At 73.2% G+C, this 24,828-nt stretch carries 16 protein-coding genes and 2 pseudogenes; 6 read left to right on the top strand and 12 right to left on the bottom strand.

Annotated features, from left to right (window positions below; genetic code table 11):
* The 5 genes from AC6EXY_RS30895 to AC6EXY_RS30875 form a co-directional block, all read right to left on the bottom strand.
* Window positions 1–507: cell division protein PerM (locus AC6EXY_RS30895; RefSeq protein WP_499842445.1), on the bottom strand; the 507-nt coding region annotated here is incomplete at its 3' end.
* A gap of 150 nt (window positions 508–657) precedes the next feature.
* Window positions 658–1,527, bottom strand: coding sequence for a hypothetical protein (locus AC6EXY_RS30890; RefSeq protein ID WP_499818986.1), 870 nt, complete (start codon window positions 1,525–1,527; stop codon window positions 658–660).
* Between the two features lie 188 nt (window positions 1,528–1,715).
* A complete protein-coding gene (sucD, locus tag AC6EXY_RS30885) occupies window positions 1,716–2,588 on the bottom strand; it encodes a succinate--CoA ligase subunit alpha (protein ID WP_101831706.1) in 873 nt (290 codons plus the stop codon).
* Window positions 2,589–2,612: 24 nt separating this feature from the next.
* Window positions 2,613–3,779, bottom strand: a complete 1,167-nt coding sequence (gene sucC, locus AC6EXY_RS30880) for an ADP-forming succinate--CoA ligase subunit beta (protein WP_101831707.1) — start codon at window positions 3,777–3,779, stop codon at window positions 2,613–2,615.
* A gap of 560 nt (window positions 3,780–4,339) precedes the next feature.
* Window positions 4,340–6,586 carry a protein kinase domain-containing protein gene (locus AC6EXY_RS30875; RefSeq protein WP_499842444.1) on the bottom strand — a complete coding sequence of 749 codons (2,247 nt, stop codon included), beginning with the start codon at window positions 6,584–6,586 and terminating at the stop codon, window positions 4,340–4,342.
* A 268-nt stretch (window positions 6,587–6,854) separates the two neighbouring features.
* On the opposite strand from AC6EXY_RS30875, the gene AC6EXY_RS30870 reads away from it, so the two are divergent.
* Both AC6EXY_RS30870 and AC6EXY_RS30865 read left to right on the top strand, forming a co-directional pair.
* Complete coding sequence (locus AC6EXY_RS30870) at window positions 6,855–8,420, top strand: carboxyl transferase domain-containing protein (RefSeq protein WP_499818792.1); 1,566 nt, start codon at window positions 6,855–6,857, stop codon at window positions 8,418–8,420.
* Window positions 8,421–8,645: 225 nt separating this feature from the next.
* Window positions 8,646–9,098: pseudogene (locus AC6EXY_RS30865) on the top strand (esterase/lipase family protein); the annotation flags it as partial.
* 333 nt (window positions 9,099–9,431) lie between these two features.
* On the opposite strand, the gene pcrA reads toward AC6EXY_RS30865, so the two are convergent.
* The 5 genes from pcrA to guaA all read right to left on the bottom strand — a co-directional run bounded on the left by pcrA (window position 9,432) and on the right by guaA (window position 16,488).
* Entirely contained in the window at window positions 9,432–12,008 is a 2,577-nt protein-coding gene (gene pcrA, locus AC6EXY_RS30860; RefSeq protein WP_101831710.1) for a DNA helicase PcrA, read from the bottom strand.
* Entirely contained in the window at window positions 11,989–12,717 is a 729-nt protein-coding gene (locus tag AC6EXY_RS30855) for an RNA-guided endonuclease TnpB family protein (RefSeq protein WP_499842446.1), read from the bottom strand. The genes pcrA and AC6EXY_RS30855 overlap by 20 nt, the downstream gene beginning before the upstream one ends.
* Before the next feature lie 490 nt (window positions 12,718–13,207).
* Complete coding sequence (locus AC6EXY_RS30850) at window positions 13,208–13,306, bottom strand: helix-turn-helix domain-containing protein (RefSeq protein ID WP_480014330.1); 99 nt, start codon at window positions 13,304–13,306, stop codon at window positions 13,208–13,210.
* Window positions 13,307–13,432: 126 nt separating this feature from the next.
* The gene (locus AC6EXY_RS30845) at window positions 13,433–14,644 is read right to left on the bottom strand and encodes a threonine ammonia-lyase (protein ID WP_101831711.1); all 1,212 of its coding nucleotides are present in this window, start codon (window positions 14,642–14,644) and stop codon (window positions 13,433–13,435) included.
* A 239-nt stretch (window positions 14,645–14,883) separates the two neighbouring features.
* The gene (gene guaA / locus AC6EXY_RS30840) at window positions 14,884–16,488 is read right to left on the bottom strand and encodes a glutamine-hydrolyzing GMP synthase (RefSeq protein WP_101831726.1); all 1,605 of its coding nucleotides are present in this window, start codon (window positions 16,486–16,488) and stop codon (window positions 14,884–14,886) included.
* A gap of 631 nt (window positions 16,489–17,119) precedes the next feature.
* On the opposite strand from guaA, the gene AC6EXY_RS30835 reads away from it, so the two are divergent.
* The 4 genes from AC6EXY_RS30835 to AC6EXY_RS30820 are packed head-to-tail and all read left to right on the top strand — an operon-like array spanning window position 17,120 to window position 22,397.
* Window positions 17,120–21,016, top strand: a complete 3,897-nt coding sequence (locus AC6EXY_RS30835; protein ID WP_499818793.1) for a sensor histidine kinase — start codon at window positions 17,120–17,122, stop codon at window positions 21,014–21,016.
* Window positions 21,013–21,435, top strand: coding sequence for a roadblock/LC7 domain-containing protein (locus AC6EXY_RS30830; RefSeq protein WP_101831713.1), 423 nt, complete (start codon window positions 21,013–21,015; stop codon window positions 21,433–21,435). Before AC6EXY_RS30835 ends, AC6EXY_RS30830 begins: the two co-directional genes overlap by 4 nt.
* 25 nt (window positions 21,436–21,460) lie before the next feature.
* Window positions 21,461–21,820, top strand: coding sequence for a DUF742 domain-containing protein (locus AC6EXY_RS30825; protein ID WP_101831714.1), 360 nt, complete (start codon window positions 21,461–21,463; stop codon window positions 21,818–21,820).
* Window positions 21,801–22,397, top strand: a complete 597-nt coding sequence (locus tag AC6EXY_RS30820) for a GTP-binding protein (RefSeq protein WP_101831715.1) — start codon at window positions 21,801–21,803, stop codon at window positions 22,395–22,397. Before AC6EXY_RS30825 ends, AC6EXY_RS30820 begins: the two co-directional genes overlap by 20 nt.
* A gap of 176 nt (window positions 22,398–22,573) precedes the next feature.
* Here AC6EXY_RS30820 and AC6EXY_RS30815 read toward each other — a convergent pair whose 3' ends face one another.
* Both AC6EXY_RS30815 and AC6EXY_RS30810 read right to left on the bottom strand, forming a co-directional pair.
* The gene (locus tag AC6EXY_RS30815) at window positions 22,574–23,986 is read right to left on the bottom strand and encodes an ABC transporter substrate-binding protein (RefSeq protein ID WP_101831716.1); all 1,413 of its coding nucleotides are present in this window, start codon (window positions 23,984–23,986) and stop codon (window positions 22,574–22,576) included.
* Between the two features lie 135 nt (window positions 23,987–24,121).
* A pseudogene (locus tag AC6EXY_RS30810) lies at window positions 24,122–24,828 on the bottom strand (hypothetical protein); the annotation flags it as partial.

The following is a 24,828-nucleotide window of genomic DNA, read 5'->3' as shown; positions in this document are numbered from 1 at the left end:
GGCCTGCGCCGCACCGCCGGCGGCGGGCGTCCCGACAGCCGGCTTCCCGCCCGCGGCCCTGCCGCCGGGACCGCTGCCGGCGGCGTCCGTACCGGCGGCGCCCTTTCCGGTAGCGCCCGCCGCCCGGCCACCCCCCTGCACGCCGGAGGGCCGCCCGGGCAGCGGGGCCGTCCACACCGGGACGGCCGCCGCCCGGCGATGTGCCGCGCTCAGGGCTGCGGCCAGGGGAAACAGGGCGAGACCGAGCGGGCGGAAGGCAATGATCCCGTCCGGCAGCCGCAGCGTCGCGCCGTGGGCGACGAGCCACAGATCGGCGCCCACCCGCAGCGCGGCGGCGGGACCGGTCGACGATCCGGTATCCGCGCCCCAGACGACCAGGACCACGACCTCGATGAAGATCAGGCCGGCGGCCGACGCCGCGATCGCGGCTACAGCGGGCCGGCCGGCCCGCTGCCACAGGCGGTCTGCGAAGCGCCGGGCGGACCCGGGGCGGTGGAAGGCGGGCACGTTAGGACGCTCGCACGCGGTCGCTGCCCATCCGGGACAACACGCCGTCCACCGACCGAGAAATACTCCCGCGCCCGAAAGGCCCGGTTCGGCGAGATACGGGCGGCCAGGTGACGACGCACCCCGGGGTCCCGCCCGGGATCCGCGGCGTCAGCGACCGCCGGCGGGCGGCTGACCGTAACCGGGCGGCGGCTGCTGACCGTAGCCAGGCTGCTGGCCATACCCGGGCTGCTGCTGGCCGTAGCCGCCGCCCTGCTGCTGACCGTAACCACCACCGGTCGGCGGCTGACCGTAGCCACCACCTTGCTGCGGCTGGCCGTAACCACCACCGGTCGGTGGCTGGCCGTAGCCACCACCCTGCTGCTGACCGTAACCACCACCGGTCGGCGGCTGACCGTAGCCGCCACCCTGCTGCGGCTGGCCGTAACCGCCCTGGCCGGGCTGCTGTCCATAGGGGCCGGTCGCGCCGGGGTGACCCGGGGTCGGCTGCTGGCCGTAGGGCTGGCCGTAGGGCGGCTGGCCGGACGGCGGCTGCCAGCCGCCGGGAGTGCCGGGGCCGCCGCGCCCGGGAATCGGAGCCCCGGCCGCCAGCGCCGCCAGCACGCCGAAGACGGTCTGGGCGAGGGCGGCGACGATCGCGAGGTAGAACCCGACGCTCGGGCCGGCGTCCACGCCCGACGGGACGTCGGGGAACCGGATCCACCGGATGATCAGGAGGAGGACCGCGAGCGCCGAGACGCCGGGAAGCACCCACAGCGCCGAGACCGGCCCCAGGTCCGGGATACGCAGGTTCGCGAACAGGCGTCCGGCGAGCACACCGGCGACCGCGAGTACCAGCAACACCGGGAACCACGAGTTGAAGCCGAGGCCCCAGCCGTTCTCATGGGCTGATCTGGACTGCCCGAAGAACGACAGGGTCACGGAGTACCACGGCAGAAAACTCACGATGAACATGACCGCCCCGGAGGCGATCACCCCGATGTCGTTGGTCGCAACGTTACGACCGCCGATCTGTGCCACGACGGTAACCCCACTTCGTCTGGTCGGTCGGCGGGCCGGCGTCTGGCGCCGGCCCGCCGATGCAGGAGTCTCGCAGTCATGGGGAGATGAGGGAAGGTACGTCCAACCCTCATCCCCCACAACCCACGCCCCCTGGACCGTCCGTACGACGAACCGCCGCGGGCGGCGGGCCCATCATCCGGACAGATCTACAACGACCGCATGATGTCAGCCATCAGGCGGGCTGTCTCCGAGGGGGTCTTGCCCACCCGCACACCGGCCTTCTCCAGGGCTTCCTTCTTGGCCTGGGCGGTACCGGACGAGCCGGACACGATCGCGCCCGCGTGGCCCATCGTCTTGCCCTCCGGCGCGGTGAAGCCGGCGACGTAGCCGACGACCGGCTTGGTCACGTGCGCCTCGATGTGCGCCGCGGCCCGCTCCTCGGCGTCGCCGCCGATCTCGCCGATCATGACGATGGCGTCGGTGCCCGGGTCGGCCTGGAAGGCGTCGAGCGCGTCGATGTGGGTGGTCCCGATGACCGGGTCACCGCCGATGCCGACGCAGGTCGAGAAGCCGAACTCGCGCAGCTCGTACATCATCTGGTAGGTCAGCGTGCCGGACTTGCTGACCAGGCCGATGCGGCCGCCGGGGGTGATGTCCGCCGGGATGATGCCGGCGTTGGACACGCCGGGGCTCGCGATGCCCGGACAGTTCGGCCCGATGATCCGGGTCGTGCCCTTCGACTGCGAGTAGGCGAAGAACTCGGTCGTGTCGTGGACCGGCACGCCTTCGGTGATGACGACGGCGAGCGGGATCGCCGCGTCGATCGCCTCGATGGCGGCGTCCTTGGTGAACTTCGGCGGAACGAAGATCACCGAGACGTTCGCGCCGGTCTGCGCGATGGCGTCGGTGACGGAGCCGAACACCGGCACGCCCTCGACCTGCTGGCCGACCTTGCGGGCGTTGACGCCGGCGACGACGTTCGTGCCGGCGGCCAGCATCCGCTTGGTGTGCTTCGCACCCTCCGAGCCGGTGATGCCCTGCACCACCACCCGGCTGTTCTCGTCAAGCCAGATAGCCATTGCTTCGAGTTCCCTTCGCCCTGGTCAGGCCGCGGCCGCGGCGAGCTCGGCGGCGAGCTTCGCCGCGCCGTCCATCGTGTCGACCGGCTTGACCACCGGGAGGTTCGCCTCCGCGAGAATGCGGCGGCCTTCCTCGGCGTTGTTGCCGTCGAGGCGCACCACCAGCGGGGTGGTGACGTCGCCGACGATCTTCAGGGCCTGGATGATGCCGTTGGCCACCGCGTCACACGAGGTGATACCGCCGAAGATGTTGACGAAGACGCTCTTGACCGACGGGTCGCCCAGGATGATCGACAGGCCGTTCGCCATCACCTCGGCGGACGCGCCGCCGCCGATGTCGAGGAAGTTCGCCGGGCGCTTGCCGCCGAACTCCTCGCCGGCGTAGGTCACCACGTCCAGCGTCGACATGACGAGGCCGGCACCGTTGCCGATGATCCCGACCTCACCCGTCAGCTTGACGTAGTTGAGGCCCTTCTCCTTGGCCTTCTGCTCCAGCGGGTCCACCGCCGAGACGTCGACGAACGCCTCGTGCTCGGGGTGGCGGAAGCCGGCGTTCTCGTCCAGGCTGACCTTGCCGTCGAGCGCGACGACACGGCCGTCCCCGGTGAGGATCAGCGGGTTGACCTCGACCAGCGTGGCGTCCGACTTCACGAAGACGGTCCACAGCTTCGCCAGCAGCTCGGTCGCGCCGTCGAGGGCGGCCTCGGGCAGCTTCGCGGCGATCGCGATCTCGCGGGCCTTGGCGGCGTCGACGCCGGTCAGCGGGTCGATGAGGATGCGGGCCAGCGCCTCGGGCTTGGTCGCGGCCACCTCCTCGATCTCCATGCCGCCCTCACGGGAGGCCATGGCGAGGAACGTGCGGTTCGCCCGGTCGAGGAGGAAGGAGGCGTAGTACTCCTCCGCGATGTTGCTGGCCTCCTCGACGAGCACCGAGTGGACCGTATGGCCCTTGATGTCCATCCCGAGGATCGCCGACGCCTTGGCGAAGGCGTCGTCCGGTCCGTCGGCGACCTTGACGCCGCCGGCCTTGCCTCGGCCGCCGGTCTTGACCTGAGCTTTGACGACCACCTTGCCGCCGAGTTCGGTGGCGATCGCTCGCGCCTCCTCGGGAGTGGTCGCCGTCTTCCCGGTGGGCACCGGAACGCCATGTTCGGCGAACAGCTTCTTCGCCTGGTATTCGAAGAGATCCACGGTCCGTCCAGTCGGATGCGATCGATACGGGTCGGGTTGCGTAGGGCTACACGGGCTGCGCAGAGCTACACGAGCTGTGCAGAGCTATACGGCTGGGCAGGGCTACGCGGGTTGCGTAGGGCCACACGAGCTGTACAGGGCTACGCGGGTTGCGTAGGGCTGCACAGAACGCCTGCGAGCCTACTGACGAGCTGGTTACGGCGCGCGTCACGCGCGGTGCCGCCGAAACCGGCCGAATCCCCGGCGGCACCCGGCCGGACGAGCCTCGACGAGCGCCACCGGCAGGGTCCGCGATCACGCCCCGCGCGCCCCCGGCCCACGTCAGGCCCCCCGATACGGGACAAATACGGTGGCCGATCACGCACTGCGGCTGATGGGCGCGCCTGCCGCCGCACGCGCGCGACCAGCGAGCCTGACGCTGAGCGTGACCAGCGCGCGCGGCACCGTGATCTTTCGTGTCGGATGTCACGGCACCGACCGGCGAACATATGCCAGAAATCACAGCGCAACGACACCGATCGTGGTCGAGCCGCCGGCGGCTCCCGCGGAAGGCCGGCTGTTCATCGCAGCGCGAGAACGACGAGCAGGCTGGTGGCCGTCAGCCCGATTCCCGTCCAGCCCAGTCCGATCCCCACGGACGCGAGCCGCCAGCCCCGCTGGTTGTGCCGGCGGATCTCGGCCCGGGCGACCGAGCCGACCACCACGGCGGCGACGCTGCCCAGCCCGAACAGCCAGCCCAGGGCCAGCACCACGGACAGCAGCGCCCTCCCGTTGAGCCCCTGCTCCACCGGGGTGGTCGGCGGGAAGAGGCGACGGGACTCGCCGGCCGCGCCGAGCGACACCGGTTCGGCACCCGCGCCGGGAACCCGGACGGCCGGCTCCGAGGCCGGTGCCGGCGATGCCGGTGCCAGCGACGCCGGCGGCGGCAGAACCGGGGGCGGCGGGGTCGGTGGAAGCGGAAAGGGTGGCAGCGGAGCCTGCGGCGGTGCGGCCGGCCGCGGGAGCGCCGGCCGGGCGGGCGGCGCCGCCAGCGCCGGGGGCAGCGGGTCCGTGCCTCGGGCCGACGCGCCGCGCGGCGGAGCCGGACGGGCCTGGTGGGCGGCGCGCGCTGGGTGAACGCTGCCGGACGGCCGGACGGCGGGCAGCCCGGCGCGACGGCGGCGGCCCGGCGACGGCGCCGACGGGGGCGGCTGGTGCGGCGGCGCGGGCGGGCGGCCCACGCCGAACGTGGACGGATCCGGAGGGCGCGACGGCGGCGTCGGATCCGGCGGCCGGATCGTGTCCTCGGTCGAGTTCGCCGCGGCGGCCGGCCGGCGCTCCCGTTCCTCCAGCCAGCCGTCGTCGCTCGCGCGCCGCTCGGGCCGCGGCGCGGACGGCGGGCGGACCGGCGCCCGCGGGTCCGGCTCGTCGACGTCGTAGGTCCAGCGGGAGACGACCGACGGTCCGTGGTCGGCGGATCCCGACGAACCCGCGAAGCCCGACGAACCCCCGGAGCCCGACGAACCCCCGGAGCCCGACGAACCCGAGGCCGCCGCCGGCGGTCGGTCCCGCCGCCGGGCACCGGGGACCGCCGTTGTGGTCGGCCCGGAACTGGCCGCCGGAGCCGGCGCCGGTGCGGGCGGCGACAACGGGGTCAGTCGGGACCGGTGCACCGGCGGGGGTGGCGGGATCGGAGTCGGCGGCGGTGGAGTGGCGATCGCGGGACGGAAGGCCGAGGCCGGCGGCGGTACACCGATCGGCCTGGGCCCCCGCGCCGGACCGGGCCCGGCCACCGCCGGTGCCCACCCCGAGCCACCGCCGGCCCCGCTCGGCGCCGGGCCGGGACGAGCCGCCGACTCCTCCTGCCCCGGCGCGCCGTGGTCGGCCGGCGGGCCGGCGCCGAGACCGGCCGGCCCGGGGGCGGGAAGGGCCGTGACCACCTCGTTCATCACCTGCCCGCTGCCCGTCCAGGTGCGCTCGAGGACGTCGCCGGCGGCGGCGTCCGCCTCGGTGACACCTTCGACGACCCGGCCGACCAGCGAGGCGAGCAGCGCCGACGCGGTCGGCCGTTGCCGGGGGACCTTGGACAGCGCCCTGGCCACCAGCGAGAGCAGGTAGGCGGGCACCGCGTCCAGGTCGGGGGTGTCGCGCTGCACGCGCAGGGCGAGCTTGTCAGGGGTCTCGGCGTGGAAGGGATGCCGCCCGGTCGCCGCGTAGGTCACGCAACTGGCCCAGGCGAAGATGTCCGCCGACGAGTCCGACGGCTCCCCGCGCATCTGCTCGGGCGACATCCAGGCCAGCGTCCCGATCACATGACCGGTCCGAGTCAGGGTGCTGCTGTCGGTGAGGTGGGCCACCCCGAAGTCGATGACCTTGGGCCCGTCCCAGGCCAGCAGGATGTTGGAGGGCTTGAGGTCGCGATGCACCACGCCCGCGGCATGGATGGCGACCAGCGCGTCGGCGAGCCCGACCGCGAGCCCCCGGACCAGGTGGCTCTCGAGGCGCACCCGGGCCTGGACCGCGGCGGCCAGGCTGATGCCCTCGACGTACTCGGTGACCATCCACGGCACCGGCGCCTCGGTGTCGGCGTCGAGCACCGCGGCGACCGCGTTGCCCCGCACCCGCAGCGCGGCGCGCACCTCGCGCTCGAACCGGCTGCGGAACTCCGCGTCCTCGGCGAGTTCCTCGGCGGCGACCTTCACCGCGACGGCGCGCTGCTGCGGGGTGAAGCCGAGGTAGACGGTTCCCATCCCCCCGGCACCGATCCGGTTCTGCAGCCGGTACGGGCCGATCTGACGGGGATCGTCCTCCAGCAGCGGTGTGAGCATCGCTCTCCTCACTCCACTGTTCTCGCGGGTGTACTCGCGGGTCCGGTGCCGGCACCCACCCACTCAGGGGACTGTGCACCAAAGGGTATGTCGTGTCCTGCCGGGAGGCAGCCAGCACTGTTCGTCACGTATATCCCTTTCCATCCGTGATGATGGATCCCCCGAGCATCGCCCCTGGCGCCGCCCGTGCACGCCTCGATGCGGCGTGTCCTGTGACACCGGCCTTGCTCCGGGGCCCGCGACCACGACCGCGGATCAGGATGCGGTCATGGACAGCGACAGTCGACCCGGGGCGCGCACGTCGGCCGACTGGCGAACGCGGCTGCTCGCGGGCATCACGCCACGGCCCGCCAGCCGCCCCTCGGCCAACCGCCTGGGCTGGCCGGACTACGACGGACGGCCGGCACTGCGGTGGGGTGACGGCCTGATCGCGGGAGTCCCGGCGGTCGCGGCCGCCTGGGACTTCTCCGTGCACGGCGGGAGCTTCGGCGAGGCGGATGCCGCCAGCTTCACCGAAGCCGCGGCGACGGCGCTCGCGACCCGTCGGCCGCTCGTCTCCTTCCTGCGCAGCGGTGGCACCCGGTTGCAGGAGGGGGTCGCCGGGCTGGTCGGTCTGCCCCGCGCCGCGCTGGCCCTGGCCGCGCTGGACGACGAGGGGATCGGTCATCTCGCCGTCGCCGACCAGCCGACCACCGGCGGGGTCTGGGTGACCATCGGCTCGCGGTGCGACCTGCGCTGCGCCGTGGCGGGCTCGACGGTCGGCTTCTCCGGCCCCCGGGTGGTGGCGGCGATGACCGGCACGCCACCGCCGCCGGGCAGTCACCACGCGGAGTCCGCCCGCGCCGCCGGCCTCGTCGACGCCGTCCTGGCCCCGGAGACGGTCGAGGACTGGCTGCGCCGCGCCCTGACCGCGCTGTCTCCCCACCCCGCCGCGCCGATGCCCATGGACGGCGTGGACGGCGTCACCGTCGACGAGGTGACGGCGACGCGGCTCGCCGGCAGGTCCGGCTGGGAGCAGGTGCGCGCGGCCCGCGACACGCCGCGCCCGGACGGCGCCACGCTGCTGCGGGTCCTGCTGCCCGACGGCATCGACCTCGCCGGACCCGATCCGTGCGTCGCCGCGCGGATCGGCGTCCTCGCCACCGGCTGGCCGCCCGGCGCGGTTGCGAACAGCGGCAACCCGAGCACCGGAAGGGCGAACAGCGCGGCCCCGGACGGCGGGATCCCGGACGGCGCGCCGGGCGGCGTTGCCGCTGCGGGCGGGCGGCGGGTGGTGGTCGTGGCCGTCGGTGCCATGCGGGCGTCGGCCCCGGGGCCGGACGGCTACCGCCTGCTCACCCGGGCCGCCCGGCTGGCGGGCAAGCTGGGCATCGGACTGATCACCCTGGTCGACACCCCGGGCGCCGCCTCGGGCGCGCCCGCCGAGGCCGCGGGCATCGCCGCCGCGATCGGGGACGCGATGGCGGCGGTGCTCGCCTGCCCGTCACCGACCGTGTCGATCGTGCACGGTGAGGGTGGCTCGGGTGGCGCGCTCGCCGCCGCCGTCACCGACGTGGTCGCCATGACGCCCGACAGCTACTTCACCGCACTGTCCCCGGAGGGTGCCGGCGCGACCCTGCGCCTGCCGGCGGAGCGTGCCGCTGACGCGGCCGGGCTGCGCCCGGTGGACCTGCGTCGCCTCGGCTTCGCCGACCACCTGCTGGCCGGCACCGATCCGGCGGCGATCGCGCGGGCCGCCAACCTGCTGCTCACAGCCGTGAGCCGACAGGATCCGGCCCGACGGCGCCGGCACCGTCGAGCCCGTTGGTCGACAGGATTGCGTGACAGTCTGTAATCTCCTTGCGTTGTCCGGACGGGTCCGGCCATGTCGGATCGGCCCGGGACGCCCACGCCCGCCCGGGCGCCGGGCGCCCCGGGGCCGGGCCGGCGGCCCGCCGGGCAGCGAGCAGGAGGGTGATCCACCATCGACAGTCCGCCATCACCGCCGGCACCCGCCGGGCGCCGGCGGGCGATCGCCGCGGGTCTGCGGGCAACGCCCGCGAGCGCCCGCGGCCTCGCCATGGAGACCGCGGGCATCGCGACGCATCTGGCGCTGTACCCGGCGGCCGCGCTGCGGCGACGGGCCCACCGCGACGACGCCTACTCCCTCGGCCGGCTCCCGCCGTTGCAGCGCGGCCTGCTGGTCCGCGCTCCGGACACGGCGACTACCCCGGTGCTGCTCGTCCACGGCCTCATCGACAACCGCTCGGTGTTCACCCGGCTGCGCCACGACCTGCGCCGGCGCGGGCTGCGCCGAGTGGTGCCGGTGGAGCTGCCGCTGCGCACCGCGTCCGTCGAGGACGGCGCCCGGCTGCTGGCGACCGCGGTGACGGCGGCCGCCGGCGACGACGGCCGGGTGCAGATCGTCGCGCATTCCCTCGGCGGGCTGGTGGCGCGGTACTACGTCCAGCGCCTGGGCGGCGACCGGCGGGTGAGCATGCTGATCACCCTGGCCACCCCGCACGGCGGCACCCGGCTCGCCGAGCTGGTTCCCCGCGCGCTGCCGTATCCGCTGCTCGCCCAGCTGCGGCCGGACTCGCCGCTGCTCACGGACCTCGCCGGCCCGGCGCCCGACTGCCGGACCCGCTTCGTCGCCGTCGGGGCCGCGCTCGACACGGTGGTCCGCCCGGCGCAGGCCGCGCTGCGGCATCCCGACCTGACCGCCGTGAACCTGACCGTGCCGGGCCACGGTCACCACTCGCTGGCGTTCAGCGGCGCGGTGTGCCACCTGGTCGCCGGCTGGCTGGCGGGGACGGCACGGCCGGAATGCTCGGAGTTCCTCGACGGCTCACCGCCGCCGCCACGCTCAGAGCTTCTCGACGGGGGCGTAGCGCAGCAGCAGCCGTTTGGTCCCGGCGTTCGCGCCGAAGTCGATCGTCGCCTCGGCCGAGTCCCCCACCCCGCCGACGGCAACGACGACGCCGAGGCCGAAGCTGTCGTGCGTCACCCGGTCACCGGTCCGCAGCTCGACCACGGGACGCGCCGCCGGGCGGGCGCGTCCGGCGAACGGCGAGTTCGGTAGCGGCCGCCGCCCGCCCGCTCCTGCCCCGGCGGCTGCGCGGGACCCGTCGGCGCCGCCGGGGCGCCCGACCCCGTTCGTGCCAGCGAGACCATCCGGCGAGCCCCAGCCCCGAGCTGGCGGCGGGGGCGCCGCCTCGGCCAGGCGGCGCCAGTCCAGCAGCGCGTCGGGCACCTCGCCGAGGAACCGCGACGGCGGATTGTAGGCCGGCTGACCCCAGGCACTGCGGACCACCGACCGGGTCAGGTAGAGCCGGGACCGGGCGCGGGTGAGCCCGACGTAGGCCAGCCTGCGCTCCTCCTCCAGCTGGGTGGGGTCGCCGAGGGTCCGCATGTGCGGGAAGACGCCGTCCTCCAGCCCGGTGAGGAACACGACGGGGAACTCCAGCCCCTTCGCGCTGTGCAGGGTCATCAGGGTGACGACACCGTCGGAGCCGTCGTCGGTGGGGACCTGGTCGGCGTCGGCGACGAGGGAGACCTGCTCGAGGAACTCCCCGAGACCGCCCTCGGGGTTGCGCTCGACGAACTCCTGCACGACGCCGACGAGCTCCTGCAGGTTCTCCACCCGGCCCTGGCTCTCGACAGTGTCCTCGGCGAGCAGCTCGGCGAGGTAACCGGTGCGTTCGAGGACCGCCTCGACGACGGCGACCGGGCCGTCCGCCTCGGCCGCCCGCAGCTCGCCGAGCAGCGCCGCGAACTCGCGCACCGCCTTCGCCGAACGGGTGGCGATGCCCGGGACCTCGCCGACCCGCTCCAGCACCTGCGCGAAGCTGATCCGCTCGACCTCCGCGAACCCGGCGAGCGCCGCCTCGGCCCGGTCCCCGATGCCCCGACGCGGCACGTTGAGGATGCGGCGCAGGTTGACGGTGTCGCTCGGGTTGACCAGCACCCGCAGGTAGGCGAGCAGGTCGCGGATCTCCCGGCGCTCGTAGAAGCGGACCCCGCCGACGACCCGGTAGGGCAGCCCGACCCGGACGAAGATCTCCTCGAAGACGCGGCTCTGCGCGTTGGTGCGGTAGAACACCGCCACGTCCGCGGGGCGGGCGAGGCCGGCGTCGGTGAGCCGGTCGACCTCCTCGGCGACGAACGCGGCCTCGTCGTGCTCGTTGTCGGCGACGAAGCCGACGATCTTCTCGCCGTCGCCGGCGTCGGACCACAGTCGCTTCGCCTTGCGCTGGTTGTTCCGGGCGATCACCGCGTTCGCGGCCGACAGGATCGTCTGGGTGGAGCGGTAGTTCTGCTCCAGCAGGATCACCGCGGCGTCGGGGAAGTCCTCCTCGAACTCCACGATGTTGCGGATGTTCGCCCCGCGGAACGCGTAGATCGACTGGTCCGCGTCCCCGACCACGCACAGCTCGCCCGGCGGGACCGCCCCGGACGCCCAGGTCACCCCACCGCCCGTGGCCGCACCCGCGCCGTCAGCGGCACCGGCGGCGCCCGCCCCGTCGACACCGGCGGTCGGGAGCGCGGGTGACGGCCCGCCGTCCCGGGCGCCGCCGTGCGCCGGCTGGCCGACGAGTTCCCGGACGAGGACGTACTGCGCGTGGTTGGTGTCCTGGTACTCGTCCACCAGCACGTGGCGGAAACGGCGGCGGTAGTGCTCGGCGACGTCGGGGAACGCCTGCAGCAGGTTCACCGTCGTCATGATCAGATCGTCGAAGTCGAGCGCGTTGGCCTGGGCGAGGCGCTGCTGGTAGGCGGCGTACACCTCGGCGACGGTGCGCTCGGCGTGGCTGGTCGCCCGGTCGCGGGCGGCCTCCCAGTCGATCAGCTCGTTCTTCAGGTTGCTGATCTGCGCGGCGAGGCCCCGGGCGGGATGCCGCTTCGGGTCGAGATCCAGATCCCGGGTGACCAGGGTGATCAGCCGCTGCGCGTCCGCGGCGTCGTAGATGGAGAACGACGATCCGAAGCCCAGCCGCTTCGCCTCCGAGCGCAGGATCCGCACGCAGGCCGAGTGGAACGTGCTCACCCACATCGCCCGCGCCCGCGGGCCGACGAGCGCGCCGACCCGCTCGCGCATCTCGGCCGCGGCCTTGTTCGTGAACGTGATCGCGAGGATCTCCCCCGGCCGCACCCCGCGCTCCGCCAGCAGGTAGGCGATGCGGTGGGCGAGCACCCGGGTCTTGCCGGAGCCGGCGCCGGCCACGACCAGCAGCGGCGCGCCGATGTGCACGACGGCGGCCCGCTGCTGCGGGTTGAGCCCCGTCAGCAGGGCGTCGGCGTCGAGCCGGGGCGGGGCGCCGGGCGCCTGGCCGCCGGACGGCGGCGCCAGCACGGCCGGCCCGAACAGGTCATAGGGCACGCCGCCGGCCCGCTCGGCGGACGCGCCGACGACACCGGGGGACTCACCGAACAGTGTGCTCATCAGACCTCGATCGTTCGATGCCAGGCAGGTCGCGGAGGAGCGTGGCCGAGGGGCGCGCGCAAGGCCACCCTACGTTGGCCTCCTCCCCGGCCTGACGGCGAGGATTCCCTTCCTCGCGGGCGGGTTTTCCTGCTTCACCGACAGATGCCTCCCCGTGCTGAGAGCGGGGTGGTCCTACTCCGTCTCCGCAGGCTGCCACCGCGAGCCCTGCGGCCAGAATGTTCTTCGCCGCGTTCACATCCCGATCGTGCACCACACCGCAACGGCAGGTCCATTCCCGGGTGTGTAGCGACAGGGATGCGACCAGCGCGCCGCAGGCCAAGCAGGACCTGGTACCTGGATACCATCCGCTGACAGCGACGACCGTCCGTCCGTACCAGGCGCCCTTGTATTCCAGCATGAACCGCAGGTCCCGCCAGCCCGCATCCGAGATCGCGCGGGCCAGCGCATGGTTGCGTACCATGACGCGGACCGCCAGGTCCTCGATGACCACCGTTTGGTTTTCGCGGATGATCCTCGTGGACAGCATGCGCAGATGATCCCGACGCCGGTCACGGATGCGACCGTGTATCCGGGCCACCTTCATTCGCGCCTTGGCCCGGTTCGCTGATCCTTTCTTCTTCCGGGACAGTTCCCGCTGAACGCGTGCCAGACGCTCCCGATCCCGACGCTCGTGGCGCGGGTTGCCGATCTTCTCCCCGGTGGACAGCGTAACCAGCGAGGTGATCCCCGCGTCCAGCCCGACCTGCGCGTCGACCGCAGGCAGGACCGACCGGGCACTCGACCACGATCGAGACGTGGTACTGGCCGCGAGCGTTTCGGGACACCGTCACCTGCGAGGGATCCGCACCGTCGGGCAGCGGTCTCGACCAGACGATCGCCAACGGCTCGGCCTGCTTCGCCAGCGTGAGCTGCCCGCCGCGGAAGGCAAAGCATTTCCGGAAGTACGTCGCCGAGTCGACAGCCCTGCCCTTATTCTTGAACGAGGGGTAGCCGGCCCGCTTCTCCCAGAAATTCACGTAGGCGGTCTGGAGGTGCCGCAGTGTAGCCTGCAGTGGTCCCTTCGACGGCCCGGTAAGCCAACAGGTATCCGGATCGCGTTTCCACCCCGTGAGCATCTTGTCGGTTTCGGCCCAACCGATCCGACGCTGCTCCTGGAACCAGGCCCGGCACCATTCAGCCAAGGCCCGATTGTACACCTAGCGTACACAACCGAAGGTTTTTTCAAGGTTCTCGGCCTGCACCGAGGTCGGGTGGAATCGGTAGCGGAACGCCCGCTTCACCAGTCGATTCCCCATACCTGACAGAATACCCACTTCTGAATTCGTTCTGGCGGCCGAGCGAGCGCGCGAACCGCCCTCGAGACGGGGCCTGCGCGCTACGATTCCTGATCACCTCGGCGGCCTGCCACCGAGGCGACCAGCTCAGGCCGTGGTCCGCGCAACGCCGGCGTTGTCGGCCAGGCGCGCCGTCAGCGACGCCACCCGGGCCGCCACCGCGGGATCGAGGTTGCCGCCGGACAGCACGGCCACCGTCGGCCCCTGGGCGACGCCGGGATACCGCAGCAGCGCCGCGACCGGCGCTGCCCCGGCCGGCTCCACGGCGTGCCCGGCCCGGCGCAGCAGGAACATCGCCTCCCAGAGGGCGGCCTCGTCGACCGTCACCACGTCGTCCACCAGCCGCCTGGCGAGCGCGAGGGTGAGCCGCCCGGGCTCCCGCACGGCGATGCCGTCGGCGATCGTGCCCCGCGCCTGCGCCTGCGCCTGCGTCGGCGTCGGCGTCGGCGCAGCCGGGCGCGGCAGCGTCGGGCGCCGGCACGGCCGGGCGGCAGCCGGGTCCCCTCCCGGCGCGGCGGCCAGGTCCGCACCGACGCCGGCGACGAGACGCCGGCCGGCCCGCAGCGACGCGGCGAACGCCGGCGCCAGGACCGACTGCACGCCGACCACCCGCACGTCGGGCCGGCGTGCCCGCAGCGCCGCGGCGACGCCGCTGACCAGGCCGCCGCCGCCGACCCCGACGAGAACCGTGCCGAGGTCCGGCACCTGGTCGAGCAGCTCCAGGCCGATCGTGCCCTGCCCGGCGACCACCGCCGGGTCGTCGAACGGGTGCACCAGCAGCCGCCCGCCGGCCGCCGCGTAGGACGCCGCGGCGGCGAGCGCCGCCTCCACCCCGCCGGGCACCTCCTCGACGCGCGCGCCGAGCCGGCGGGTGCGTGCCACCTTGACCGGGTTCGCCCCGGCCGGCACGAAGATCGTCGCCGGCACGCCGAAGACCGCCGCCGCGTACGCGACGCCCTGAGCGTGGTTGCCGGCGCTGGCCGCGACGACGCCGCGGGCGCGGGTGGCGGGGGCGGCGGTCGCCACCCGGTAGTAGGCACCGCGCAGTTTGAACGACCCGGTGTGCTGCTCGTGCTCGCACTTGAGCCAGACCGGCACGCCGAGAGAGGCGGACAGGCCGGCGTCCCGCACCACTCTGGTCCGCCGGGCGACGCCGTCGAGCACCCGGGCCGCCGCGGTGCTCTCGCGCAGCCACCACGCCGGATCCGCGTCCAGCGCGGGATCCGCCGCCGGGCCCGGATCGGCGTCCAGGCCCGGATCCGGGAACGTCGGTTTCTCGCCTGCGGCTGGTGCGGTCATGAGGGCGCCTCTCCCGGTGGCGATGCGGCCACCTCACCGTGACCGCGGCAACAAAAAAGCCCCCCGCGGGAAGGCGGAAGGGCGTGGCGCGCGGACCCGGTGGTCGGGTGCGCGCCTAGGTAATGGCCATCTGCTGCACGGTCACACTCTCCAGACTGCTCCCGCCATCGCGGAACGTCAAACCGAGGCCCGCCCGCCGCCGCGCGGTGAGGGGTGGGCGGGCCTGCGAGCGGTCGGGCCTACTCCCACTCGATCGTGCCGGGCGGCTTCGAGGTGATGTCGTAGACGACCCGGTTGACCTGCGCCACCTCGTTGACGATCCGGTTGGAGATGCGTTCGAGCAGGTCGTAGGGCAGCCGCGCCCAGTCCGCGGTCATCGCGTCCTCGCTCGTCACCGCGCGCAGTACCACCGGGTGGCCGTAGGTGCGCTCGTCGCCCTGCACGCCGACCGAGCGCACGTCGCCGAGCAGCACCGCGAACACCTGCCAGATCTCGCGGTCCAGGCCGGCCCGACGGATCTCCTCGCGCACCACCGCGTCCGCCGCCCGGACGATCTCCAGCCGCTCCGGGGTGACCTCGCCGATGATGCGCACGGCGAGCCCGGGCCCGGGGAACGGCTGGCGCCAGACGATCTCCTCGGGCAGCCCGAGCTCCTCACCGAGCCGGCGGACCTCGTCCTTGAACAGCGTGCGCAACGGTTCGACCAGGCCGAACTGGAGGTCGTCCGGCAGGCCCCCGACGTTGTGGTGAGACTTGATCTTGGCGGCCGTCGGCGAGCCCGACTCGATCACGTCCGGGTACAGGGTGCCCTGCACCAGGTGCTCGATCGTCGCCCCCTCGGCCTCGGCCCGCGCCTCCAGCTCGCGCGCCGCCTCCTCGAAGACCCGGATGAACTCACGCCCGATGATCTTCCGCTTCTGTTCCGGCTCGCAGACGCCGGCGAGCGCCGCGGCGAACCGGTCGGCCGCCTTGACGTGCACCAGCTCCACCCCGGTGGAGGCGACGAAGTCGCGCTCGACCTGCTCGGCCTCCCCCGCCCGCAGCAGGCCATGATCAACGAAGACGCAGGTCAGGGCATCACCGACCGCGCGGTGCACGACCGCCGCGGCGACCGCGGAGTCCACCCCGCCGGACAGCCCGCAGATCAGCCGGCCGTCCCCGACCTGAGCCCGCACCGCCGCCACCGCCTCGTCGGCGATGTTGACCATCGTCCAGGTCGGCCGGCAGCCGGCACCGGCCAGCAGAAAGCGGCGCAGCACGTCGAGGCCGTGCTCGCTGTGCAGGACCTCCGGATGGAACTGGACGCCGTACAGCCGCCGCGCCGGGTCCTCGAAGGCGGCGACGGGGGTCGACGGCGTGGTCGCGGTGACCCGGAAGCCGGGCGGCGCCTCGGTGACCGAGTCGCCGTGGGACATCCACACCTGCTGGGCCGTCGGGAGGCCGTCGAACAGGACACCAGGGCCGGTCACCGACAGACGCGTCGCTCCGTACTCGGCCGTTCCGGTCCGGGAGACCGAGCCGGCCAGCGCCTGGGCCATCACCTGATGGCCGTAGCAGATACCCAGAATCGGCAGCCCGGTGTCAAACAACGCGGCATCCACGCGCGGCGCACCAGGCGAGTACACCGACTTCGGGCCGCCAGAAAGGATCAGTGCTGACGGTTGCCGCGCCAGGATGTCCGCCACAGGCATGTCCCAGGGCACGATCTCCGAGTACACGTGGCATTCCCGGACCCGCCGGGCGATCAGCTGCGCGTACTGGGCGCCGAAGTCGATCACCAGTACGGTGTCGTAGCCGGATCGTCCCGCGGCGCCGGGGACGACCGCATGGGCCGGCCCCGGGATGGTCGCGGTGGCGGCACTCTGGCCCGCCCCCCGCGACTGCACGCCGTGACCAGCATCGCTGCGCTGCAAGTCGCTCACCCCGCAAGCCTACGGACCCACCGGCACTGATGGGCCAGGCCCACGTCAGGGCCTCGCCAGGGCCCCGACCAGGCGCGGGACGGCCAGCGGCGGGGGCTCGGCCCGGCGGGCGCGGCGTACGCTCGTCACCGGTTCCACGGCCCTGCCGACACGGTCGAGGACCGGCCGCCGCGGGTTCCGCGCACGGAGTGCGCGTTTCGCCCGAACGGGCGATCCATCGGGGGCGCCCCCGGACCGCCGTAAGGACCGATGTCGCGGATGCCGGAGATGCCGGGCTTTGCACCTTGAGTGCCACCGGCGGACACATCCGCATCCGTCGGGATCGCCTACCTTGTGGCCGTTCACACCGGTTACCAGCACGGTGACTCCGCGCGCTGTGTCCACAACTGGCACACGGCGGCGAACGCGCTTACGGTAGGCGCCTTTCGGATGCCGACTTCGTACCGCTATGGTGCCTGGCAAGGGACATCCGGGCCCGATACCGAGCCATCCTGGTACGACGTGTTCCGGGAGGCTGGCGGAGAGGTTGCGAAGGTACGTGCGCAGACAACCGATGGCCAGCAGCACGGGCATCGCCGCAGACGCGGAGCCGACGTCGGCGCCGGGTTTGCCCGTGGACAACGAAGACGGCGGGCAGCGCGACGATCGCTCCGCGGCGCCGCCGGATCCTACGGGGTCCGGCCTGGGACGCCTTCGTCGCGCCGCCAGCAACCCCACCAACTGGCGAGTTCGCACCAAGCTGATCGCGATTCTGATCGTGCCGGTCGCGGCGATCCTGGCGTACTCGTCGATCGCGGCGGGCTCGGCGCTCACCAGCACCCGCGACGTGAACCGGGTCGCCGACCTCACGACGATCAGCAGGTCCGCGGTCACCCTGGCGCATGCCCTGGAGCAGGAGCGGACGTACAGCGTCGGACTCGTCGCGAGCGGCCCGGTCGCGATGCGCCGGAACGACTCGCTGCCGCCACTCCAGACGAAGGTGAATGATGCCTACCAGGCATACAAGTCGTCGACCAACGGACGGCGCGGTTCGTTCGGTAGTACTGTTCGCGAGGCGCTCGACGATGTACAGACGAGGATGGACTCGCTGCCGGCCAAGCGGCTGACGGTCAAAAGGCTGGTAGACCCCAAAGCGGCCCAAATCGCCTATCAGCCGATCATCGACTCGCTGATCGACCTGCTCCAGCTCATCCCGCAGGGAAATGACGACGAGCAGCTCGTCAACGGTGTCAACTCGGCCTTCTTCCTGATGTCGGGCACGGAACTGCTGGCCCAGGAGCAGTCACTCATCTACGGCCTCATCATCCAGGGCAGCAACCGCCCCTTCACCGAAGGTGACTTCCGGGAGTTCCTCTCGGCCGAGACCCAGCGGACGCGCTTCCGCGACAACCTCGAGAACGTCGCCGGCCCGGCCCAGCTGGCCATCTACACGCCGACAATCGACGCCGAGAACAACGGCGACATCGAGAACACCGACAATTTCGTCGACACCGTGCTCGGCTCGCCCGTCAACCAGCCGCTGTCCTCCGTCGAGGCGACGAAGTGGAACCGCTCGACGCAGGACGCGATCGACGCGGGCGCCGACGCCTCGGGACAGCTGCTCGGGCTGGTCGACGACCGCGTGGGCACCCTGCGGGGCGACATCCAGCAGCGCGCGCTGCTGTCCGGTCTGCTCGTCGTGGTCATCCTCGCCACCGCCCTGCTGGCCGCGCTCATCGTGGCCCGCTCGCTCGTCCGGCCGCTGCTGGCCCTGCGGACCGCGGCCCTCGACATCGCCGACCGCCGCCTCCCCGACGCCGTCCGCCGGCTGCGTGACTCCACCGACCAGGACATCGACGACTCGATCGAACCCGTCGGTATCGATACCGACGAGGAGGTCGGTGAAGTCGCCCGGGCCTTCGACGAGGTCCACCGCGAGGCGATCCGGCTGGCCTCCGAGCAGGCGTCGCTGCGGAACAACGTCAACGCGATGTTCGTGAACCTCTCCCGGCGCAGCCAGGGCCTGGTGGAACGCCAGCTCCGCCTGATCGACGACCTGGAGAACCGCGAGCAGGACCCCGACCAGCTGGCCAACCTGTTCAAGCTCGACCACCTCGCCACCCGAATGCGGCGGAACAACGAGAGCCTGCTGGTCCTCGCCGGCACGGACACCGCCCGCCGGTGGACCCACCCCGTTCCCCTCAACGAGGTGGTCCTCGCGGCCATCTCCGAGGTGGAGCAGTACACCCGGGTCAAGCAGACCTCGGCCGCCCCGGTCTCCATCGCCGGAAACGGTGTCAGCGACGTCGTCCACCTGGTCGCGGAGCTGCTGGAGAACGCCACCTCGTACTCGCCGCCGGTCACCGACGTGCTCGTCACCAGCCATTCGCTGGGACCGGGCGCGGGGGCGATGATCGAGATCGAGGACCAGGGCATCGGCATGCCCGCCAAGGAGCTCGAGCGCATCAACGAGCGGCTGGCCAACCCGCCGGTCGTGGACGTCTCGGTGTCCCGGACGATGGGTCTGTTCGCGGTCGGCCGGCTGGCCGGTCGGCACGGCATCCGCGTCCAGCTGCGCGAATCCTCCTCGGGCGGCATCACCGCGGTCGTCCGGCTGCCCGCGAAGCTCGTGACCGGCGACAGTGCCGCCAGCGGGCCGGGCCGGGCGCCCGCGCTGCCCCGTCCCGCCGACCCGCCCGCGCTCACCGCCGGCCCGGCCACCGGCGCCGAGCGGGCGATCGGGCCGGGCGAGCGTCCTGGCGCGCCGGGCGGCCACGGCCCGGACACCGGCGAGCGGGCGGGCGGCCTCGCGGCCGCCGGCTCGACGAACGGCTCCAGCAACGGCGCGCACCGCACCGGCCCCGAGCCGCCGGCCCGGGAGGGCTTCTTCGACGACTCCAGCGGCCCGCGGCGCTTCCCGACCACCGGGCCGTTCCCGCTCACCGGCCCCATGGCAGCCCAGCTCGGCTCCGACCGCACGGGGCCGATGCCCACGACGGACCGGCGCGACCAGTTCTCGCCCGGCCGGGACGGTCCGGGCGGACGCAACGACGGACGCAACGACGGACGCAACGGTGGCGGCGACAACGGCCTTGACCGCGGCCAGCCCGGCCCGCACGCGTTCGACAGCCAGGAGATCGACCTCGGTGGACCGCGCGACCGGGGCCTGACCGGCCCCGGCGACCACCCCACGCCCCCGCCGGCCGTGACGCCGGACACCGAGACCATCGAGCGGCGCGGCCCGGCTCAGCGCGAGCCCGCCGCCCCGGACGTGACGAGCCCGATGTCCTTCGGCGACAACCGCTGGCCGACGCGGCCGCGCCCCGGCGCCGAGCCGGCCGCGCGGGACCGGCCGGACACCGGGCCCCGCCTGCCCATGCGGGACCGCCCCGCGCCGGAGGCGGACCGGGCGCCGGCCGAGCCGATCCAGCGGGTCGAGCGCGTCGAGCCGGGCGAGCCCGCCGAGCCGCGCACCGGCAGCGTGTTCCTGCGTTCCGAGGACCGACCTGACCCGCAGACCCGGCCGCGTCCCAACGCGGCCACCGGGCCGCGGGCCGGCAGCACCGGACCCCAGGCGCGGACGGGCCCCGGCCGGTTCGCGACGCCGGAGCCGGCGACGGAGACCGCCGAGTCCACCGAGTCCGCCGACGAGCAGGACGCGGCGGAGCTCGAGACGGATGACGTCGAGACGTCCCCGATCTTCGACTCGGTGTCCGCCTGGTTCCAGCGGCGCAGCCCGGCTGAGGAGGCCGCGGCGCAGGCGGGCCAGGTCGCCGCGGCGGCCCCGGCCCAGTCGCCGCGGGTCACCCAGGCGCCGCAGGTGCCCACGCCGGCCGCGGCTTCCGTCCAGGCGCCGACGCCCGCACCGGCACTGCAGCGGCAGGCCCCGCCGGCGCGGCCCATCGCCGAGCCCGCGGCCGCCTCGGCGCCGCCGGTGCGACGTCCGGGCCTCGGCGGTGCCTTCGGGCACCGCGCCCCGGGGCGTCCGGGCGCCGACCCGCTGATCGGGCCCCGCCCGGTGCCGCCGGTCGAGCCCGCCGCGCCGGCCCCCGCCTACGCGGCGCAGAACGGACCGCAGTCCCAGCCCGCGGCGGCCCAGCCCGCCGCGGTGGCCCAGCCCTACCAGCAGGCAGGGCAGCCACCAGCAGCACAGGCAGCACCTCAGCCACCGGCCGGGGGAGGCTGGAGCTCCCCCGGGGACGCCGGCTGGCAGGCCGCCGAGGCAGCACGCCAACCCTCCGCGGGTGGCGTGACACGCTCGGGCCTACCGGTGCGAGTTCCCATGACCCATCTCGTGCCCGGCAGCGCCGAACCCGCGCCACGCCGGCGTCCCGCCGCTGACACCGCGACCAGGTCCCCCGAGGCTGTCGGTGGCCGGCTCGCCAGCTTCTACCAGGGCGTCCGGCAGGGACGTGATGTCGGAGTAGACACCACGAGGAGCCCTCGACGTGACGCGCAGGAGGAACGGTGACACCCGTGAGTTCTGATGCCCAGAACCTCAACTGGTTGATCAACAACTTTGTCGACCGTGTCCCGGGTGTCGCCCACACGGTGGTCGTATCCGCGGACGGCCTGTTGCTGGCCGTCTCGGACGGCTTCCCCCGGGACCGGGCCGACCAGCTCGCCGCGGTGGCCTCTGGCCTGGTGAGCCTCACCCAGGGCGCCGCCCGGGTCTTCGAGGCCGGCGGTGTGACCCAGACCGTCGTGGAGATGGAGCACGGCTTCCTGTTCATCATGGCGATCAGCGACGGCGCGAGCATGGCCGTCCTCGCCGCGCCGTCGTGCGACATCGGCCTCGTCGGCTATGAAATGGCACTGCTGGTCAGCCGGGCGAAGGACGTCCTCACCCCGGCCCTGCGCGCCGAACTGCAGGGGACGCTTCCGCGGTGACTAGGCGGCAGCACAGGGAGTCAGGGTGAGTATCGATCCCGAGAGCGCGCCCGGTCCGGTCGTCCGTCCTTACGCGATGACCGGCGGGCGAACTCGGTCGCGCTATGAGCTCGCCATCGAGGCGCTCGTCTTCACGACGCCGCTGGGCGAGGAGCGGGCCATCGCCCTCAACCTTGAGCAACAGACCATCGCCGCCATGTGCCGGCAGGTGCGATCCATCGCGGAGATCGCCGCCGGGCTCCGGGTCCCACTGGGGGTCGCCCGCGTGCTGGTAGGCGACATGGCGGACGAGGGATTCGTCCGCGTCCACCAGCAGCCTGACCGCGACGAGGCACCGGATCTCGCGTTGCTCGAAAGGGTTCTCAGTGGCCTTCGAAAGCTCTGACAACAGGCGGGTCAACTCCGCCGTCGCCACGACCTCGGTGAAGATCGTGGTGGCGGGAGGGTTCGGCGCCGGGAAGACCACCTTCGTGGGCTCGGTGTCCGAGATCGTCCCGCTGCGCACCGAGGCCGTCATGACCGAGGCGGGCGCCCACGTCGACGACCTCACGCACCTCACCGACAAGACCACGACGACGGTCGCGATGGACTTCGGCCGTGTCTCCCTCGACGAGGACCTGATCCTGTACCTGTTCGGGACACCTGGGCAGTACCGCTTCTGGTTCATGTGGGACGACATCGTGCGGGGTGCCATCGGGGCGATCGTGTTGGCCGACACCCGCCGTCTCGCCGACTGCTTCGCCGCCGTCGACTACTTCGAGCAGCGCCAGCTGCCGTTCGTCGTGGGCGTCAACTGCTTCGACGGCATCCTGCGGCACTCGATCGAGGACGTCCGCGAGGCGCTGCAGATCAACCCCGCCGTACCGATCATCACCTGCGACGCCCGCAACCGTGACTCGACCAAGAGCGCGCTGATCGCGGTGGTCGAGCACACCATGTCGCGGGCGGCGGCGCGGGCCTGAGCCGGCCGCTGCCCGGGCCCCGTGACGGGTCCGGGCAGCGGGGCTGGGTGCGGGCGGCGCAGCCCCCGCACCCAGCCCCGGTACGACGGGCACGGCCCGACATGTGTGAGGGCCCGCAGGCGGCTGCCTGCGGGCCCTCACACATGCGTGGGCGGCTTCCAGCCGCCACCGGTGGCCTAGACCTGCTCCGGCAGCGCCCGAAGCTGCGAGTCCATCGGCACCCGGGGGTTGCCGGAGTCATTCACGATCTTGAGTACGAAGTCGGTGTCGCTCTTGTCCCACTGGCCGCCGACCACGCCGACTCTGGCCACGTTCTTGGGCACGTTCGGCTGGGAGCCGAACGCCACCGGCCCGACGATCGTCTGGGCGTCGACCTCCCGGATCGCGGCGACGATGGCCTCCCGGTCCAGCGACGCGGCCCCGCCGAGCGCCTTCACGGCGACCTCGAACAGCGCGTAGACGAAGCCGAGGGTCGGTGACCAGCCACGGCCCCGGGTCGTCGCGAAGTCGTTGGCCAGGTCCCTGGAGGTCCTGTTGGTCAGCGAGCTGCGGAAGGGGTGCGACGGCGACCAGCCGACGTCGGTGGTCAGCGCGTCCCCGTTGGACCCCAGCGCCCGGACGTCCTCCTGGAAGTCCAGCGCCTTCGACATCGTCAGTGCCTTCGGCGTGAAGTTCCCGGCACGGACCTGACGCTGGAAGGTCGCGAGGTCCGCCGCCTGGGCCACCCCGACGACGCTCTGGACGCCGGCCTGCTTGAACTGCTCCACATAGTCCCGGAAGGCGTCGGTCCCCGGCTGGAAGCCGGCCTGACCCGGCGAGGTCACCTGAAAGTTGAACCGGCTGATCGTGGGAATTCCGAAGTCCTGGCTGGCGAATGCACGACCGTCATCATCCTCGGGGTAGACAAGACCCACCTTGGTGACGCCCAGCTGACGCCACATCGCCACATAGGTGGCGACGACGTCGTCCACGCCCCAGTAAAAGTGGTACGTCCAGTGGAAGGGCATGTCGACGTTGCCGCCGCGCCCGTACCACCAGGACTGCCACGGGGCGATCGTCGAGATGCAGGGAACCTGGTTGATCTCGCACTGGTCGGCCACCGGAATCGCCGTGTCCGAGGTGCCGCCGGCCAGGACGATGTCGACCTTGTCCTTGAAGATCAGGTCCGTGGCCGCGATGCCGGCGCCGTGCCGGTCGGACGCGGAGTCCCGGACGAAGATCTCCACCGGATAGGTGCGCCCGCCGACCTTGACGCCGTCGGCGAGAATCCTGCGCATCGACGCGACGACGTACGAGTCGATGATGCTGTACGACCCCAGGGCTCCGGTACGTGGGAGAACGTACCCGATTCGGATCTTGCGCTGGCCGCCTGAGGAGGACCCGCCGCCGCACGCGGCCAGCACACCGGCGGCCGGCGCCGCGACCGCGGCCGTCCCAGCCCACCGCAGCAGGCTGCGCCGATCGAGCGGCGCCCGGTCGAGAGCCGACCGGTGGACGGCCGGCGGGTGCCCACCCACCCCGCCGGACGCGCCCTTGTCGTCACCGGCGGCCGGGCTCCGCCAGCCACCCATACCACCAGACCTGAACATGGCACCTGATCCTGCCGCACGGCGGTTTAAACCTGACAACCGGGGTCCGCGGTCGAGTCGATCACATCGGCGGCGAACCGGAGGGACCCGACATTTTGCCGCATTTGCTTACGGTCGGCATAGGGTCGGGTCTTCTCAGTTCACTCCGCAGAATCGATGTGGTGCCGAACCACTCGCCTTGAGTTCGAGCGTGCCCTGCGCCTTGCCACGGATTCCCGCGCCCGGCTTGGCGATGTGCACCGCGGACAGATCCTTGAGCGGCCCGCTGGTGAACTTCACGTCGCCGATCACATTCCCGCCGTCGTTGCCGGACACCGGCGTGATCGTGTACTGCCCGGCGGTGCCCTGCCAGGTGTACTCGCCCGCCGTACGGGCGACGACCAGCACCCCGACGACATCCTTGGACAGCGTCAGCGGGCTCGTCCCGGTCATCAGGCGGCACTGCCAGCTGCCGTCGATCATCGCCCTGCCGACCAGGGCGTCGGGGTTCGTCGTCGCCGGGCCCTGGGCGGCGTCGGCCGACGGGCTCGCCGCCGCGGGCGACCCGCCGCCGCCGCCCCCGCCGCGCAGCACCACGTAGCCACCGATCCCCAGCAGCACCAGGACCAGCGCCACCGCCAGCGGGCCGAGCCAGCCCTGCCGCAGCCAGGCCAGCCAGTCCGCGGCCGCCGGCTCGTCCTCGCCCCGGCGTGGATCCGCCTGGTCCGCCGGATCGAGCAGGCCCGACGGTGTCGCGTCGCGGGCGGCTCGCCGGTGCGGGCCCGAGTGGGCACCCGCCCCGGCCCGGCCCGCCGAGCGCCGGGCCCCGGGACCGGTCGGCTCGGGGCGGCGCGACCGGCCCC

This window comes from Frankia sp. RB5, from assembly GCF_059816245.1.
This window is presented reverse-complemented; position numbering and strand designations above follow the sequence as displayed.